Origin of the sequence: Streptomyces sp. AC558_RSS880, from assembly GCF_019049255.1 — a bacterium.
Lineage (GTDB): Bacteria > Actinomycetota > Actinomycetes > Streptomycetales > Streptomycetaceae > Streptomyces.
In genome coordinates this window covers 65,278-81,092 of record NZ_JAGMUJ010000016.1, presented here as the reverse complement: position 1 = coordinate 81,092, position 15,815 = coordinate 65,278, and the positions used below count along the sequence as shown (strand labels likewise).

At 72.5% G+C, this 15,815-nt stretch carries 14 protein-coding genes; 10 read left to right on the top strand and 4 right to left on the bottom strand.

The window, feature by feature from the left end:
* The first annotated feature begins 2 nt into the window (after positions 1-2).
* Complete coding sequence (locus KUM38_RS06785; RefSeq protein ID WP_217128354.1) at positions 3-1,436, top strand: HAMP domain-containing sensor histidine kinase; 1,434 nt, start codon at positions 3-5, stop codon at positions 1,434-1,436.
* Here the strand turns inward: KUM38_RS06785 and KUM38_RS06780 are convergent.
* Complete coding sequence (locus KUM38_RS06780; protein ID WP_217128353.1) at positions 1,415-2,410, bottom strand: TAXI family TRAP transporter solute-binding subunit; 996 nt, start codon at positions 2,408-2,410, stop codon at positions 1,415-1,417. The genes KUM38_RS06785 and KUM38_RS06780 overlap by 22 nt on opposite strands.
* A gap of 87 nt (positions 2,411-2,497) precedes the next feature.
* Here KUM38_RS06780 and KUM38_RS06775 point away from each other — a divergent pair, with 87 nt between their 5' ends.
* The 3 genes from KUM38_RS06775 (at position 2,498) to KUM38_RS06765 (ending at position 5,397) form a co-directional block, all read left to right on the top strand.
* Positions 2,498-2,905: a MazG nucleotide pyrophosphohydrolase domain-containing protein gene (locus KUM38_RS06775; RefSeq protein ID WP_217128352.1), complete on the top strand. Its 408-nt coding sequence runs from the start codon at positions 2,498-2,500 to the stop codon at positions 2,903-2,905.
* Between the two features lie 207 nt (positions 2,906-3,112).
* A complete protein-coding gene (miaB, locus tag KUM38_RS06770; protein ID WP_217128351.1) occupies positions 3,113-4,630 on the top strand; it encodes a tRNA (N6-isopentenyl adenosine(37)-C2)-methylthiotransferase MiaB in 1,518 nt (505 codons plus the stop codon).
* Positions 4,631-4,680: 50 nt separating this feature from the next.
* Positions 4,681-5,397, top strand: a complete 717-nt coding sequence (locus tag KUM38_RS06765; RefSeq protein WP_217128350.1) for a class III extradiol dioxygenase subunit B-like domain-containing protein — start codon at positions 4,681-4,683, stop codon at positions 5,395-5,397.
* A gap of 74 nt (positions 5,398-5,471) precedes the next feature.
* Here the strand turns inward: KUM38_RS06765 and KUM38_RS06760 are convergent, their stop codons facing one another.
* Together KUM38_RS06760 and KUM38_RS06755 are read right to left on the bottom strand one after the other, a co-directional pair.
* Complete coding sequence (locus tag KUM38_RS06760) at positions 5,472-5,744, bottom strand: antitoxin (RefSeq protein ID WP_217128349.1); 273 nt, start codon at positions 5,742-5,744, stop codon at positions 5,472-5,474.
* Between the two features lie 23 nt (positions 5,745-5,767).
* On the bottom strand, positions 5,768-6,031 hold the full coding sequence (locus tag KUM38_RS06755; protein ID WP_217128348.1) for a hypothetical protein: 264 nt from the start codon (positions 6,029-6,031) through the stop codon (positions 5,768-5,770).
* Between the two features lie 182 nt (positions 6,032-6,213).
* On the opposite strand from KUM38_RS06755, the gene miaA reads away from it, so the two are divergent.
* The 6 genes from miaA (at position 6,214) to hflX (ending at position 14,467) form a co-directional block, all read left to right on the top strand.
* Entirely contained in the window at positions 6,214-7,152 is a 939-nt protein-coding gene (gene miaA / locus KUM38_RS06750; protein ID WP_217128347.1) for a tRNA (adenosine(37)-N6)-dimethylallyltransferase MiaA, read from the top strand.
* Between the two features lie 108 nt (positions 7,153-7,260).
* The gene (locus KUM38_RS06745) at positions 7,261-7,767 is read left to right on the top strand and encodes a hypothetical protein (RefSeq protein WP_217128383.1); all 507 of its coding nucleotides are present in this window, start codon (positions 7,261-7,263) and stop codon (positions 7,765-7,767) included.
* Positions 7,768-7,834: 67 nt separating this feature from the next.
* A complete protein-coding gene (gene dapF, locus KUM38_RS06740) occupies positions 7,835-8,704 on the top strand; it encodes a diaminopimelate epimerase (RefSeq protein ID WP_217128346.1) in 870 nt (289 codons plus the stop codon).
* A gap of 299 nt (positions 8,705-9,003) precedes the next feature.
* On the top strand, positions 9,004-11,166 hold the full coding sequence (locus tag KUM38_RS06735; RefSeq protein ID WP_217128345.1) for a bifunctional (p)ppGpp synthetase/guanosine-3',5'-bis(diphosphate) 3'-pyrophosphohydrolase: 2,163 nt from the start codon (positions 9,004-9,006) through the stop codon (positions 11,164-11,166).
* Between the two features lie 100 nt (positions 11,167-11,266).
* Complete coding sequence (locus KUM38_RS06730) at positions 11,267-12,814, top strand: M1 family metallopeptidase (RefSeq protein WP_217128344.1); 1,548 nt, start codon at positions 11,267-11,269, stop codon at positions 12,812-12,814.
* A 159-nt stretch (positions 12,815-12,973) separates the two neighbouring features.
* Positions 12,974-14,467, top strand: a complete 1,494-nt coding sequence (gene hflX / locus KUM38_RS06725) for a GTPase HflX (protein ID WP_217128343.1) — start codon at positions 12,974-12,976, stop codon at positions 14,465-14,467.
* 67 nt (positions 14,468-14,534) lie between these two features.
* Here hflX and KUM38_RS06720 read toward each other — a convergent pair whose 3' ends face one another.
* Positions 14,535-15,743 (bottom strand): serine protease, encoded by a 1,209-nt coding sequence (locus KUM38_RS06720; protein ID WP_217128342.1) that lies wholly within the window; start codon positions 15,741-15,743, stop codon positions 14,535-14,537.
* Between the last annotated feature and the right edge of the window lie 72 nt (positions 15,744-15,815).

Here is a 15,815-nt window from a genome sequence, read left to right as displayed (position 1 = left end):
GGGTGCACACGCGGCTGCTTCCGCTGCTCATCGTCCTGATGGCGGCCGTCCTGCTCGCCCTCGGTGTCCCGCTGGCCGTCAGCCTGGCCGGCGCGCAGCAGCAGGAGGTCGTCGTCGACCGGATCGACGACACGGCACGGTTCGCGGCCCTCGCCCAGTTCGTCACCGAGCCCGTCGACCCGGCCGGCGGCGACATCAACGAGCGCCGCGAGACGCTCAGCAGCGAGCTCCACAGCTACCACGAGGTCTACGGCATCCGCGCGGGCGTCTTCTACCGCAACGACTCGCCCATGGCGCACGCGCCGGACGACTGGTTCCTGCCCCGCACGGGCGAGGTGCGCGACGCCTTCGAGGAGGCGCTGCTCAGCCGCCGCAGCCACGACCCCGAGCAGGTGTGGCCGTGGCAGCGGCGCAGCCTGGTGGTGGCCTCGCCGGTCATCCGGGACGGCGACGTCGTCGCGGTCGTGGTCACCGACTCACCCACCGGACAGATGCGCTCCCGCATCCTCCACGGCTGGCTGGTCATCGTCGCGGGGGAGGCGGCCGCGATGCTGCTGGCGGTCGGCGCGGCCCTGCGGCTGACCGGCTGGGTGCTCAGGCCCGTACGGATCCTGGACGCCACCACCCACGACATCGCCACCGGACGGCTGAAGTCCCGGGTCGCGGTGGCCGGCGGACCGCCGGAACTCAGACGGCTCGCCCGGTCGTTCAACGAGATGGCGGACAACGTCGAGAGCGTGCTGGAGCAGCAGCGCGCCTTCGTCGCCGACGCCTCGCACCAGCTGCGCAACCCGCTCTCGGCGCTGCTGCTGCGCATCGAGCTGCTCGCCCTGGAGCTGCCCGAGGGCAACGAGGAGATCGCCTCCGTACAGGCCGAGGGCAAGCGCCTGGCGCAGGTCCTGGACGACCTGCTGGACCTGGCGCTCGCCGAGCACAGCGAGGCCGACCTCCAGGTCACCGACATCGGCGCCCTGACCGCCGAACGGGTGGCGGCCTGGTCGCCCACGGCCGAGGCCAAGGGCGTCCGGCTGACCGGAGCCTGCCCGGCGACGACCGCGTGGGCCGACCCGGTGGCGTTGTCCAGCGCCCTGGACGCGGTGATCGACAACGCGGTGAAGTTCACGCCCGGGGGCGAGACCGTCGAGGTCGCCGTCGCCTCCAACGGCGACGCCTCCACCGTCGTCGTCACCGACAACGGTCCGGGCCTGACCGAGGAGGAGCTGACCCGCGTCGGCGACCGCTTCTGGCGCAGCGGCCGGCACCAGAACATCAAGGGCTCGGGCCTGGGCCTGTCCATCTCCCGGGCACTGCTCGCCGCGGGCGGCGGCTCGATCGCGTACGAGCGGCACGAGCCGCACGGACTGCGGGTGACCGTGACGGTGCCGAGGAACGCCCCGACGGGTGAGGTGACGGATCAGGGCTTGACGGACCGGTAGTACCGGCGGGCGCCCTCGTGCAGCCGGAGCGGGTCGGTGTAGATCGCGGTGCGTACGTCGACCAGCTGCGCGGAGTGGACGTGCGCGCCGATGCCGTCCCTGCTCTTGAGCACGATGCGGGTGAGCCACTCGGTGAGGCGGGGGTCGGCGTCCGCCCGGGTGATCAGGAGGTTGGACACCGCCATCGTCGGGACGGCCGAGCCGAGCTGACTGCCCGGGTAGGCCGACTCCGGCATGTTGGTGGCGCGGTAGTAGCGCGTGGCGCCGCCCTGTTCGTGCAGCGCGGAGACGAGGTCGGCGCCGATCGGCACGAACCGGAGCGCGGACTGCTCGGCGAGCGTCTTCAGGCCGTCCGTGGGCAGTCCGCCCGACCAGAAGAAGGCGTCCAGGCCGTGCCCGAGCCGCTCCGGGCCGGTGTCGATGCCGTCGGAGGAGGGCCTGATGTCCGTCTCCGGGTCGATGTCGGCCGCCTGGAGCAGGCGGTTGGCGATGAGCCGGACGCCCGACTTGGGCGGCCCTATGGCGACCCGCTTGCCCCGCAGGTCCGCGACGGAACGGATGCCCGAGTCGGGCGCGACGGCGAGCTGTACGTAGTCGTCGTACAGGCGCGCCACCCCGCGCAGCCGGTCGGCGCCCGGCCGGTCGCTCAGCCGGTACGTCTCCACCGCGTCGGCCGCGGCGATCGCGAAGTCGGCCTCCCCGGTCGCCACGCGGCGCACGTTCTCCTGCGAGCCGTCGCTCGTCTTCAGGCGTACGTCGAGGTCGGGCATGTGCTTGCCGAGCGAATTGCGCAGGAGCACGCCGTACTTCTGATAGACCCCCGCTCGGGTGCCCGTGCTCAGCGTGATCGTCCCGCCGGGCGGCTCCTCGCTCCAGGGTGCCAGCCACCACAGCAGCAGTCCGAGCGCCACGAAACCGGCGGCCGCGCCCCGCAGGGCCCGTCGCCTGCCGATCCGGGACAGCGTGTGGGACATGCGCGCGATCCTGCCAGCCCGGGTGCCCGCTGACCAGGGCGGAGCTCACAGCGGGGGGTTGTCATGGGCGGCCGCTACAGTCGCGGCATGAGTTCTTCGCCCGCCGACCTGGTCCGCGACTTCCACCGTGCCTTCGGGCTGGACGCCCGCGACGTACCGTCCGAGGTCTCGCCGGAACTCGCCGCGCACCGCGGCGAGCTGCTCGCCGAGGAGGCCCAGGAGGTCGCCGAGGTGTCGGTGACGGGCCCGCTCGACCGGCTCGCGCACGAGCTGGCCGACGTCGTCTACGTCGCGTACGGCACCGCGCTGGTCCACGGCATCGACCTCGACGCGGTGATCGCCGAGATCCACCGTTCCAACATGAGCAAACTGGGCCCCGACGGCCAGGTCAGCCGCCGCCCCGACGGCAAGGTCCTCAAGGGCGACCACTACGAGGCCCCGGACGTGTCGGCGGTGCTGCGGCGGCAGGGGTGGGTGCCGCGCGTGGAGTCCTGAGCGGATGCGCCCGGCCGCGCCGCCGACCGGTGCGGCGGTCGTCGGTTCCGGACCGGCTGCGGCCGGTCCGGGGAGCGAGAGCGTGCGGCTCGTGGTGGGTCCGGAGTACGCGGTGGTGCCACGGGTCCGGGCACGCCACCCGGCCGTGCGGGGCCGACGGGCCGCCGCGGCGGAAGGCGGTCCGCGGCACCGCCTACCCTTAGGGGCATGAGCAGCATCGACCGGAGCCAGTCAGCGGGCGGCACGCGCACCTATGAAGTACGCACCTACGGGTGCCAGATGAACGTCCACGACTCCGAGCGATTGTCCGGGCTGCTGGAGGACGCGGGCTACGTCCGCGCCCCCGAGGGTTCCGACGGCGACGCGGACGTCGTCGTCTTCAACACCTGCGCCGTCCGTGAGAACGCCGACAACAAGCTGTACGGCAATCTCGGCCACCTCGCCCCGAAGAAGGCGAGCCGCCCCGGCATGCAGATCGCGGTCGGCGGCTGCCTCGCGCAGAAGGACCGCGACACCATCGTGAAGCGGGCGCCCTGGGTCGACGTCGTCTTCGGCACGCACAACATCGGCAAGCTGCCCGTCCTCCTGGAGCGCGCCCGCGTGCAGGAGGAGGCGCAGGTCGAGATCGCGGAGTCGCTGGAGGCGTTCCCCTCCACGCTGCCCACCCGGCGAGAGAGCGCGTACGCGGCCTGGGTGTCCATCTCCGTCGGCTGCAACAACACCTGCACCTTCTGCATCGTCCCCGCGCTGCGGGGCAAGGAGAAGGACCGCCGCCCCGGCGACATCCTCGCCGAGATCGAGGCCCTGGTCGCCGAGGGCGTCTCCGAGATCACCCTGCTCGGCCAGAACGTCAACGCGTACGGGTCCGACATCGGCGACCGCGAGGCGTTCAGCAAGCTGCTGCGCGCCTGCGGCACCATCGACGGCCTGGAGCGCGTCCGCTTCACCTCGCCGCACCCGCGCGACTTCACCGACGACGTCATCGCCGCCATGGCCGAGACGCCGAACGTCATGCCGCAGCTGCACATGCCCCTGCAGTCCGGGTCCGACCCGGTCCTGAAGGCGATGCGCCGCTCCTACCGGCAGGAGCGCTACCTCGGGATCATCGAGAAGGTCCGTGCCGCCATCCCGCACGCGGCGATCAGCACCGACATCATCGTGGGCTTCCCCGGCGAGACCGAGGAGGACTTCGAGCAGACCCTGCACGTCGTCCGCGAGGCCCGCTTCGCGCAGGCGTTCACCTTCCAGTACTCCAAGCGTCCCGGCACCCCGGCCGCCGAGATGGACGGCCAGATCCCCAAGAAGGTCGTCCAGGAGCGCTACGAGCGACTGGTCGCCCTCCAGGAGGAGATCTCCTGGGAGGAGAACAAGAAGCAGGTCGGCCGCACCCTGGAGCTGATGGTCGCCGAGGGCGAGGGCCGCAAGGACGGCACCACCCACCGCCTCTCCGGCCGCGCCCCCGACAGCCGCCTGGTGCACTTCACCAAGCCGGAGCAGGAGGTGCGCCCCGGCGACGTGGTCACCGTCGAGATCACGTACGCCGCCCCGCACCACCTCCTCGCCGAGGGCGCGGTGCTCGGCGTGCGCCGCACCCGCGCGGGGGACGCCTGGGAGAAGCGGAACACCGAGAAGGCGGCGCGGCCCGCGGGCGTGCTGCTCGGCCTGCCCAAGGTGGGCGTGCCCGAACCGCTGCCGGTGGCCACCGGGGGCTGCGCCGTCGACTGACCCCGTGAGGCGGCGGCACCGCTTCGGGCCGCCGCAGTAGGCTGCTGATCATGCTTGTCGCCGCCGCAGTCTGCCCGTGCCCGCCGCTGCTCGTGCCGGAGGTCGCCACCGGGGCCGCCCCCGAGCTGGACACCGCGCGGACCGCGTGCACGGACGCGCTGGGCGTGCTCGCCGCCGCCCGGCCCGATCTGCTCGTGGTCGTCGGACCGGGGGACGGTGCCGGGCCCGAGTCCTACCCGGAGGGCACCCCGGGATCCTTCCGGGGCTTCGGCGTCGGCCTGGACGTACGGCTGGGACCGGACAGGGGCGTGCCGGCCCGGCGGGAACTCCCGTACGGGCTGGCCGTGGGCGCCTGGCTGCTGGGCCGCACCGGATGGGCGGACGCCCCCGTGGAGGGACTGGCCGTGGGGGAATCCCTCACGGCCGAGCGGTGCGCCGAGGAGGGGGAGGCCGTCGCCGGCCGGGCGGAGCGGGTCGCTCTGCTGGTGATGGGCGACGCCAGCGCGTGCCGCACGCTCAAGGCACCCGGTTACCTCGACGAGCGCGCGGCCCCCTTCGACGCGGAACTCGCGCGCGCGTTGGGCGCGGCCGACATCGGGGCCCTGCGTGCGCTGGACACCGGACTGGCGCGCGAGCTGAAGGTGTCCGGCCGGGCCCCCTGGCAGGTACTCGCCGGCGCGGCGGCCGGGAACCCGGACCTGGAAGGCGCGCTGCTCTACGAGGACGCCCCCTACGGGGTCGGCTACCTCGTGGCCACCTGGGCGTAGGCGGCCCGCCGGGAGAACGCGGCGGACGGCCGGGAGCGCTCGGTGTGCTCCGCGGTCGTCCGTCGGTGTGCCGCTCAGGAAGTGGGCGGCGGCCCGGCCGGCGGCGTGGTGGTGCCGCCCGCGCCCGAGCCGGGGTCCTTCTTGTGAGCGAGCCGGTCCACGGCATCCTTGGCCTTGCCCGTACCCGTCTGGATCCGGTCGCTGTACTTGCCCTTGGTCCGCTCGTCGACGGTCCGCGCGGCCCTGTCCAGGCCGTGCTGGATCCTGTCCTCGTGCTGGTGCGCGAGGTCGGAGACCTTGTCCTTGGCCGGGCCGAGCCTGGCCTTCAGATTGTCCAGGAGACCCATGACATACCTTTCCTCGCGGCCGTCTACGTGCGGGCGCCCTCGCCGGTCTCGCTGTCGGCCGCCTCGGCGGACTGCTGCTTGGGGATCTCGACGGTGTCGGTGCCGGTGACCTCGTCGGCCTCCTTCTCCGCCGGCCCGGTGGTCTCCGGGGTCTCGGCCGACCCCTTCGGCTCCGCGGCTCCGGCCGCGCTCTCCGTGCCGGCCCCGGCTTCGTCGGCCCGGACCTCGGCGGTCCGCGTCTCCTCCGTGGCCTTCGACCTCCGAAAAAGCCGTGTAAAAACGCCCATATCCACTCCATACGTTACTCGTGCGGGCGAAATTCCGCGCTGCCCGGTGCGTCCGTTCGTGTGACCCGGGCCGCCGCCCCTGCGATCCGGCGGCAGGAACCTCGCAACGGGCAACGACCCGGTGGCTGTCGCGTCACGTAACCCGTTCGAGAGTCGGACGGGAGGTTTGCGAGACTGGGTCGGTGAGCAGCGCACCCCCCGCCCCCCGCGTCATCGCCGTCGTCGGACCCACTGCGGCCGGAAAGTCCGATCTGGGCGTATTCCTGGCCCAGCGGCTCGGCGGCGAAGTCGTCAACGCCGACTCCATGCAGCTCTACCGGGGGATGGACATCGGCACCGCCAAGCTGACGCCCGAGGAGCGCGGCGGTGTCCCGCACCACCTGCTCGACGTCTGGGACGTCACCGTCACCGCGTCCGTCGCCGAGTACCAGCGGCTGGCCCGGGAGCGGATCGACGCGCTGCTCGCCGAGGGGCGCTGGCCCGTCCTCGTCGGCGGTTCCGGCCTCTACGTCCGCGGTGCCGTCGACAACCTGGAGTTCCCGGGCACCGACCCCGAGGTCAGGGCCCGCCTGGAGGAGGAGCTCACGCTGCGCGGCCCGGGGGCGCTGCACGCCCGCCTCGCCGTGGCGGACCCCGAGGCCGCGCGGGCGATCCTGCCGGGCAACGGCCGCCGCATCGTCCGCGCGCTCGAGGTCATCGAAATCACGGGAAGACCTTTCACGGCCAACCTCCCGGGCCACGACTCGGTCTACGACACCCTCCAGATCGGCGTCGACGTGGCCCGCCCCGAGCTGGACGAGCGGATCGCCCGCCGGGTCGACCGGATGTGGGAGGCCGGCCTGGTGGAGGAAGTGCGCGCACTTCAGGCGCAGGGGTTGCGCCAGGGGCGCACGGCGTCGCGCGCGCTCGGCTACCAGCAGGTGCTCGCGGCGCTCGCCGGGGAGTGCACCCTCGAAGAGGCGCGGTCCGAGACCGTTCGTGCCACCAAGCGCTTCGCGCGCCGTCAGGATTCGTGGTTCAGGCGCGATCCCCGGGTGCACTGGTTGAGTGGGGCCGCGGTGGACCTGACGGAACTTCCGCAGCTCGCGTTGTCGTTGGTCGAACGACCGGTTACAGCCTGATCACGTCATGGCATCGGGACGCCCAGGCCGTCATCCGGGCCTGTGGCGCCGTGCCATCATCGAGCTTCGATCGACCAAGTGGAGTCCTAGTTGGGAGGGCGCGTGGCGATGGAGGCCGGCCCTCGCGACACCGCACACGGCACCGAACACCTCACCACCGGGCGGGGTGCACCGGAGCAGGAGACGACCGACCGCCTCAGTCCGGACGGACCGGACGAGACGCAGGGCGGCGTGACCGACGACGGCCCCGAGCCGGACGAGATGTTCGCGGGCGGCGACGAGGTCGAGGTCGAGCTGCGCCCGCAGCGCCGGCTGCGCATCTGGCAGCTCGCGCCCATCGTCGGGCTGGCCGCGGTCGGTTCCCTGATGTTCGCCTTCCCGCTCGCCTTCGACTTCGGCGACAGCGGCGCCGTGATCGCCATGCTGGGGCTGCTGATCTGCTCCTGCGCGGCCGGCTGGGGCATGATGGCCGCCCGCAGGGTGGGCTCCACCTGGCCGGGCCTACCGCCCCGGGGTTCCGGACGCAGACCCGACTGGCGGGTCGTGGCCGCCTACGCCGTGATGGTCGCCGCGGTGGTGGCCCTGGCGGTCTGGCGGGTGGCGAGGCTCCGCTGACGTCTCCCCGCGTGCGGTGGTCCACCGGCGGCGACGCGCTGTCACCGGTACCCCTTACGATCGAGGAATGAGCACGCGGATCGCCTTCCTCAAGGGGCACGGCACGGAGAACGACTTCGTGATCGTCCCGGACCCCGAGAACGCCGTCGACCTGTCCCCGGCCGCCGTCGCCGCCCTGTGCGACCGCCGCGCGGGCATCGGCGGCGACGGACTGCTGCACGTGGTGCGGTCCGCGGCGCACCCCGAGGCGCGGGCCATGGCGGCGGAGGCCGAGTGGTTCATGGACTACCGCAACGGCGACGGCTCGATCGCGGAGATGTGCGGCAACGGAGTGCGGGTGTTCGCGCGCTACCTCCAGCGCGCCGGACACGTGTCCGAGGGGGACGTCGCGGTCGCCACGCGCGGGGGTGTGAAGACCGTGCACATCGCCAAGGAGGGTGACATCACCGTCGGCATGGGCCGGGCGCTGCTCCCCGAGGGCGACGTCACCGTGAGCGTCGGCGGGCGCAGCTGGCCGGCGCGGAACGTGAACATGGGCAACCCGCACGCCGTGGCCTTCGTGGACGACCTCGCCCACGCGGGCGATCTCCTCACCCCGCCCCCGTTCAGCCCGGCCGCCGCCTACCCGGACGGCGTGAACGTGGAGTTCGTCGTCGACCGCGGCCCGCGGCACGTGGCGCTGCGGGTGCACGAGCGCGGGTCCGGCGAGACCCGCTCCTGCGGCACGGGCGCGTGCGCGGTCGCCGTGGCCACCGCCCGCCGCGACGGCGCCGACCCGAGGGTCACCGGCACCCCGGCGACGTACACCGTGGACGTGCCCGGCGGCACCCTCGTGATCACCGAACGGCCCGACGGAGAGATCGAGATGACCGGCCCGGCGGTGATCGTCGCCGAGGGCGTGATCGAGCCCGAGTGGCTGGAGAGCGCCCTGCGCTGACCGGGGCGTCGGCTGGGTATCGCAGCTTCCGGCCTGCGTGATGCGATCATCCGCAGGTACGGAAGGGTTCCCGCCTCCAGGATCATGGAGGGTCCCGGGTCCGATGGCGTGAAAGAGGCTCCCGGCCGGCCTTCGCTCGAAGGGGTGATCCGTTTCACGCTCGGCCGGAGGCGGTCAGCCCGAGGGGGTCCGGCTCGGTAGCATCAAGCACCGGCCCGGACGGGGGGCGAACGCCGTCCCCTGAGCCCGAGTCCGTCCTGGGGCACGCCGTCCGCCGGTCCACGCAGCCGGAGGTGCCCATGAACGCGGAGGCCGTGAACCCTGCGACCCCAGGCCCTGTGACATCTGGTCACGTCACACCCACGGGGTCGCGAAGGAAGGCCCGTTCCCGGCTCGACCTGCGCCGACTGGGCCGGGCCGCGCTGCTCGGCCCCACCGCCCGCGACCGGCTCCCCGACGCCATCGGACACGTGGTCGACGCCCACCGCGCCCACCACCCCGACGCCGACCTCGAACCCCTGCGCCGCGCCTACCTCCTGGCCGAGTCCTCCCACCGCGGCCAGATGCGCAAGAGCGGTGAGCCGTACATCACGCACCCGCTCGCGGTGACCCTGATCCTCGCCGAACTCGGCGCCGAGACAACGACCTTGACCGCCTCCCTGCTCCACGACACCGTCGAGGACACGGAGGTGACGCTGGATCAGGTGGGCGAGCAGTTCGGCGAGGAGGTCCGCTATCTCGTCGACGGCGTCACCAAGCTGGAGAAGGTCGACTACGGTGCCGCCGCCGAGCCCGAGACCTTCCGCAAGATGCTCGTCTCCACCGGCAACGACGTCCGCGTGATGTCGATCAAACTCGCCGACCGGCTGCACAACATGCGCACCCTCGGCGTGATGCGACCCGAGAAGCAGGAACGCATCGCCAAGGTGACACGTGACGTCCTGATCCCCCTCGCCGAACGGCTCGGCGTCCAGGCGCTCAAGACGGAACTGGAAGACCTGGTCTTCGCGATCCTCCACCCCGAGGAGTACGAGCACACGCGCGAGTTGATCGTCCGCAACGCCGCCCGCGCGGACGACCCGCTCGCCGACGTCGCCGACGACGTGCGCAAGGTGCTCCGCGAGGCCGACATCACCGCCGAAGTCCTCATCCGGCCGCGCCACTTCGTCTCCGTGCACCGCGTGTCCCGCAGACGCGGCGTGCTGCGCGGCGCCGACTTCGGCCGTCTGCTGGTGCTGGTGAACGAGGACGCCGACTGCTACGGCGTCCTGGGTGAGCTGCACACCTGCATGACGCCCGTGGTCTCGGAGTTCAAGGACTTCATCGCCGTACCGAAGTTCAACCTGTACCAGTCGCTGCACACCGCGGTGGCCGGTGCGGACGGCCAGGTCGTCGAGGTCCTCATCCGCACCCACCAGATGCACAAGGTCGCCGAGGCCGGAGTCGTCGCCCTCGGCAACCCCTACGCCGCACCGCCGGAGGAGCAGTCCGCGAGCGACGGCGAACGTGTCGACCCCACCCGGCCCGGCTGGCTCTCCCGGCTGCTGGAATGGCAGCGGGCCGCGCCCGACCCCGACACCTTCTGGTCCACCCTGCGCGAGGACCTCGCCCAGGACCGTGAGATCACCGTCTTCCGCCCCGACGGGGGCTCACTGGGCCTGCCCGAGGGGGCGACCTGCGTGGACGCCGCCTACGCGCAGTACGGTGAGGACGCCCACGCGTGCATCGGGGCCAGGGTCAACGGCCGGCTGGCGACACTGAGCACCGTCCTCAAGGACGGCGACACCGTTCAGTTGCTGATGGGCCAGGACGCGGCCTCCGAGCCCTCCAGGGAGTGGCTGGAGCACGCCCACACCCCCGCCGCGCGGATCGCCATCCAGCGGTGGCTGACCGCCCATCCCGCACCGGACGAGGCACCCGGGACCGAGCCGGAGGAGGCCGCCCGGCCGCTCGCCGACGACCCCGCCCCGTCACCGGCTCCGGATGCTCCGGCCCCCGGCCGCCCCACCCCCGCCCAGGTCCTGGCCGACCGGGCCGGCGCGACCGTACGGCTCGCCGGCTGCTGTACGCCCGTACCGCCCGACGAGGTGACCGGCTTCGCCGTGCGCGGGGGAACGGTCACCGTGCACCGGACCGGGTGCGCCGCGGTGGCGCGCATGAAGAGTGCGGGGCGTGCGGAGGTCGGCGTGCGCTGGGGGGAAGGCGCCGAGTGCCGGGTCACGCTGGTCGCGGAGTCCTTCGTCCGTCCGCATCTGTTGGCGGACCTCACCGAGGCCATGGCCCTCGAAGGCGCCGAGATCGTCTCCGCGACCGTCGAACCCCCGGACCGGCAGCAGGTGCGGCACACCTATACCGTGCAGCTGCCGGACGCCGCCCACCTGCCCGTTCTCATGCGCGCGATGCGCAATGTGGCCGGCGTGTACGACGTGAGCCGGGCCCAGCCGCAGGCTCCGGGCGCCTGATCGGAGCGCGGAGCGTCCGAGCGGCGGTGTGATTACCCGATCGGGTGGGTCGGAAGCGCGCCGTCACCGCGGCGCACACGCGCCCTGATAGCCGTGGGGAATGCTGCGCATCCCCCACAGACGAACCTTCCGCGCCGGAACCGGTCGCGCACGTCACCGCCGGACGGCCGCGACGCTGCTCGCCTCCGCCGTCTCCGTCTGCCTGATCGCCGCGAGCGCCCCCGCCGTCCCGCTCGGCATCGGTGACCGGCTCTTCCCGTACCTGGGCAACCCTGGGTACGACGTGCTGTCGTACGACATCGCCCTCGACTACCCCGGCCGCAACGACCGGCCGCTCCGGGCCGTCACCACGATCGACGCCCGCCTCACCGCCGACCTGGACCGGATCAACCTCGACTTCGCCCACGGCACGGTCCACTCCGTCGAGGTCGACGGCGGTCCGGCCGGTTTCACCAGTGCCGGAGAGGACCTGGTGATCACACCCGCGGACGACCTGGACGAGGGCGAGCGGGCCCGGATCACCGTCCGGCACACCAGCGTCCCCGTGGCCGCCGAGGACCGCGAGGGCGGCTGGGTGCGCACCGCGGACGGCCTCGTCCTGGCCAACCAGGCCGACGCCGCCCACCTGGTGTTCCCGTGCAACGACCACCCCTCGGACAAGGCGGTGTTCACCTTCCGGATCACCGCACCCGACGGCCACACGGCCGTCGCGAACGGCCTGCCGGCCGGCACCGACCGCACGCGCGGGTCCACCACCTGGACGTACAAGACCCTGCACCCCATGGCGACCGAACTCGCGCAGGTCTCCATCGGCCGCTCCACCGTCCTGCACCGCACCGGCCCGCACGGGCTGCCCCTGCGGGACGTCGTGCCCACCGCGCACCGCGCGGAGCTCGAACCGTGGCTGGCGAAGACCCCCGCCCAGATCTCCTGGATGGAGGAGCGGGTCGGCCGCTACCCGTTCGAGACCTACGGCCTGCTCCTCGCCGACGCGTCCACCGGCTTCGCGCTGGAGACCCAGACCCTCTCCCTCTTCGAACGCGACCTGTTCACCGATCCCGCCCTCCCCGCCTGGTACATCGAGTCGATCATGGTGCACGAACTGGCCCACCAGTGGTTCGGTAACAGCGTCAGCCCCCGCACCTGGTCCGACCTGTGGCTCAACGAGGGCCACGCCACCTGGTACGAGGCGCTGTACGCCCAGGAGCGGGGCGGCGGGTCCCTGGACGAACGCATGAAGGCCGCCTACGAGGCGTCCGACGGCTGGCGCGCGGCCGGCGGACCGCCCGCCGCGCCGAAGCCCCCGGAGCCCGGCCGGAAGACCGGCATCTTCCAGCCGAACGTCTACTCCGGCGCCGCGCTCGTGCTGTACGCCCTGCGCGAGGAGATCGGCCGCGCCGCCTTCGAGCGCCTGGAGCGCGACTGGGTCACCCGCCACCGGAACGGCACCGCCACCACCTCCGACTTCGTCCGGCTGGCGTCCCGCGTCGCCGGACGCGACCTGACCGGCTTCCTGCACCCCTGGCTGTACGGGGCCACGACCCCGCCGATGCCCGGCCGTCCCGAGTGGAAGTCCGCGACCCGGGCCGCGACGCCCGCCCGACGGCCGCTCCCGCCCGCGCATCGACCGGACGGGAGCAGGGAATAACACGGTGACGAGACGGGCCGTACCGTGCGACCATCGTCAGGTCCGCGCCCCTCCGGGACCGGGAATCTCCCGGGCGCCCCGGACGTTGTGGACAGTGACGGAGGGTCCCACGGACCGGCTCCGTCGCCGCAGAAGGTTTACCGACGACGTAAGGACCCAATGACCTCCTCTTCTTCCCCTTCCCAGGACACCAAGCGCCTCGCGCACACCTATCCCGAGGGTCTTCGGGCCGATGCCCTGATGGAAGAGGACGTCGCCTGGAGCCTCGACATCGACGGAGAGCGGGACGGCGACCAGTTCGACCGCTCCGAGCGCGCGGCCCTGCGCCGTGTCGCGGGCCTCTCCACCGAGCTCGAGGACGTCACCGAGGTCGAGTACCGGCAGCTCCGCCTGGAGCGGGTCGTGCTCGTCGGGGTGTGGACCTCGGGAACCGTGCAGGACGCGGAGAACTCCCTGGCCGAGCTCGCCGCCCTCGCGGAGACGGCCGGCGCCCTCGTCCTCGACGGCGTGATCCAGCGCCGCGACAAGCCCGACGCCGCCACCTACATCGGCTCCGGCAAGGCCGAGGAGCTGCGCGACATCGTGCTCGACACGGGCGCGGACACCGTCATCTGCGACGGTGAGCTCAGCCCCGGCCAGCTGATCCACCTCGAGGACGTCGTCAAGGTCAAGGTCATCGACCGTACGGCCCTGATCCTGGACATCTTCGCCCAGCACGCCAAGTCCCGAGAGGGCAAGGCGCAGGTCGCGCTCGCGCAGATGCAGTACATGCTGCCGCGGCTGCGCGGCTGGGGTCAGTCGCTGTCCCGGCAGATGGGCGGCGGCAAGGGCGGCGGCCTCGCCACCCGTGGTCCCGGTGAGACCAAGATCGAGACGGACCGGCGCCGGATCCGCGAGAAGATGGCGAAGATGCGCCGGGAGATCGCGGAGATGAAGACCGGCCGCGAGATCAAGCGCCAGGAGCGCAAGCGCCACAAGGTGCCGTCCGTGGCCATCGCGGGCTACACCAACGCGGGCAAGTCCTCGCTGCTCAACCGCCTCACGGGTGCGGGCGTCCTGGTCGAGAACGCCCTGTTCGCGACCCTCGACCCGACCGTGCGCCGGGCCGAGACCCCGAGCGGCCGGCTGTACACGCTGGCCGACACGGTCGGCTTCGTCCGGCACCTGCCGCACCACCTGGTCGAGGCGTTCCGCTCCACCATGGAGGAGGTCGGCGACGCCGACCTGATCCTGCACGTGGTGGACGGTTCACACCCGGTCCCGGAGGAGCAGCTGGCGGCCGTGCGCGAGGTGATCAGGGACGTCGGCGCCACCGACGTGCCCGAGATCGTCGTGATCAACAAGGCCGACGCGGCCGACCCGCTGACGCTCCAGCGGCTGCTGCGGGTGGAGAAGCGCTCCATCGCGGTCTCGGCCCGCACCGGCCGGGGCATCGCGGAGCTGCTGGCGCTGATCGACAACGAGCTGCCCCGCCCGTCCGTGGAGATCGAGGCACTCGTGCCCTACACCCACGGCAAGCTGGTCGCCCGCGCCCATGACGAGGGCGAGGTGATCTCCGAGGAGCACACCCCGGAGGGCACCCTGCTCAAGGTCCGGGTGCACGAGGAGCTGGCGGCGGAACTCACGCCGTACGTTCCCACCCCGGCCGGCTGAACCCTGCACGGCAGGGCGAAGGCCCGCCCCCGCTCACGGCGGGGGGCGGGCCTTCGTCCCGTGCGGATCACTGACCGCCGTAGGTCTCGCTCATGTTCTGGTACAGCGCCTCGGCGTCCTCGCCGAGCTGCGGGCCCGCCAGCCAGGTGTTGTCCATCGGGCCGATCGAGGTGTTGGAGACCAGCACCGTCTTGCCGTTCAGCACCCGGAACCAGCCGCCGCCGGACGAGCCGCCGGTCATGGAGCAGCCGATGCGGTACATCGTCGGCAGGTCCGCGCTGAGCGAGAACCGTCCCGGGGCGTCGAGGCACTTGAACATCTGCAGGCCGTTGTAGGGCGGGGCGGCCGGGTAGCCCCAGGCGCCCATCTCGCCCGCCTCCGCCGCGGACGGCGCGGAGAAGTCCACGTCCAGCGCGGCGCCGACCGTCTCCTCCAGGGACTTCGACCCCTGCTCCGGCTTCACGTGCAGCACCGCGTAGTCGTACGCGGCTCCGTCGCCGCCGGACTCCGAGCCGCCCTGGATCCAGCCGTTGGAGGTCGAGGCCCAGTCCGCCCACCAGTTGCCGTAGGGGGCGATCTCGGAGGTGCTCGCGTTGCCCAGGTCCGCCTCCGACTTGCCGAGGTCGTTGTAGGCCGGCACGAAGACGAGGTTGCGGTACCAGCCGCCGTCGCCGCCGGCGTGGACGCAGTGCCCGGCCGTCCAGACGAGGTTGGACTTGCCCGGGTGGTTCACGTCCTTGATGACCGTGCCGGAACAGACGGCGGGGCCCTCCGGGGAGTCGAAGAACACCTTGCCGACCGGCGCCGCGTTCTCGTGGTACGGCGTCTTCTCGGCCTCCGCCCGGACCTGGGTCGGCTCCGGGTCACTGACGCCCTGGGCCGCCGACGCGTCCTTGACCGAAACGGTCTTGTCCGCCTCCTTCGCGGACCGCATCCGGTCGGGCTTCCACAGGCCCTCGATCACCGGATTGACGAAGTCCTCGGCCTCACTGAGCCACTTGTCCTTGTCCCAGTCCTCCCAGGCGCCGTCCTTCCACTTGTCGATGTCGATCCCGTGCTCCTTGAGCCGGTCCGCGATGTCGGACGGGATCCGCACCTTGCCGCCGTCACTGTCGGCGGCCTGGGAGGTGGTGGCGTCGGGCTTGTCGTTCGCCTCGTCCTCCCCGGAACCGCCGCAGGCGGTCGCGGTGAGGGCCAGGGCGGCGACGAGCCCGGCGGCGCTGAGGACGGTGCGACGGCCACGCCCGAGTGGCGCGGACGTACGTGTGGAACGCATGGTGCGATGACCCCCGTTGAAGCGAATGAATGTCCTGCCGCGCGTGCGTGGACCTCTCGGGCCCCGGCACCG

Excerpts from the sequence above, each read along its gene's own strand:
- miaB (WP_217128351.1), top strand. The coding sequence starts at position 3,113 with ATGAGCAGCATCGACCGGAGCCAGTCAGCGGGCGGCACGCGCACCTAT.
- KUM38_RS06760 (WP_217128349.1), bottom strand. The coding sequence starts at position 5,744 with ATGGGTCTCCTGGACAATCTGAAGGCCAGGCTCGGCCCGGCCAAGGAC.
- KUM38_RS06720 (WP_217128342.1), bottom strand. The coding sequence starts at position 15,743 with ATGCGTTCCACACGTACGTCCGCGCCACTCGGGCGTGGCCGTCGCACC.
- KUM38_RS06735 (WP_217128345.1), top strand. The coding sequence starts at position 9,004 with ATGAACGCGGAGGCCGTGAACCCTGCGACCCCAGGCCCTGTGACATCT.
- hflX (WP_217128343.1), top strand. The coding sequence starts at position 12,974 with ATGACCTCCTCTTCTTCCCCTTCCCAGGACACCAAGCGCCTCGCGCAC.
- KUM38_RS06730 (WP_217128344.1), top strand. The coding sequence starts at position 11,267 with ATGCTGCGCATCCCCCACAGACGAACCTTCCGCGCCGGAACCGGTCGC.
- dapF (WP_217128346.1), top strand. The coding sequence starts at position 7,835 with ATGAGCACGCGGATCGCCTTCCTCAAGGGGCACGGCACGGAGAACGAC.
- KUM38_RS06765 (WP_217128350.1), top strand. The coding sequence starts at position 4,681 with ATGCTTGTCGCCGCCGCAGTCTGCCCGTGCCCGCCGCTGCTCGTGCCG.
- KUM38_RS06755 (WP_217128348.1), bottom strand. The coding sequence starts at position 6,031 with ATGGGCGTTTTTACACGGCTTTTTCGGAGGTCGAAGGCCACGGAGGAG.
- KUM38_RS06780 (WP_217128353.1), bottom strand. The coding sequence starts at position 2,410 with ATGTCCCACACGCTGTCCCGGATCGGCAGGCGACGGGCCCTGCGGGGC.
- KUM38_RS06775 (WP_217128352.1), top strand. The coding sequence starts at position 2,498 with ATGAGTTCTTCGCCCGCCGACCTGGTCCGCGACTTCCACCGTGCCTTC.
- KUM38_RS06745 (WP_217128383.1), top strand. The coding sequence starts at position 7,261 with ATGGAGGCCGGCCCTCGCGACACCGCACACGGCACCGAACACCTCACC.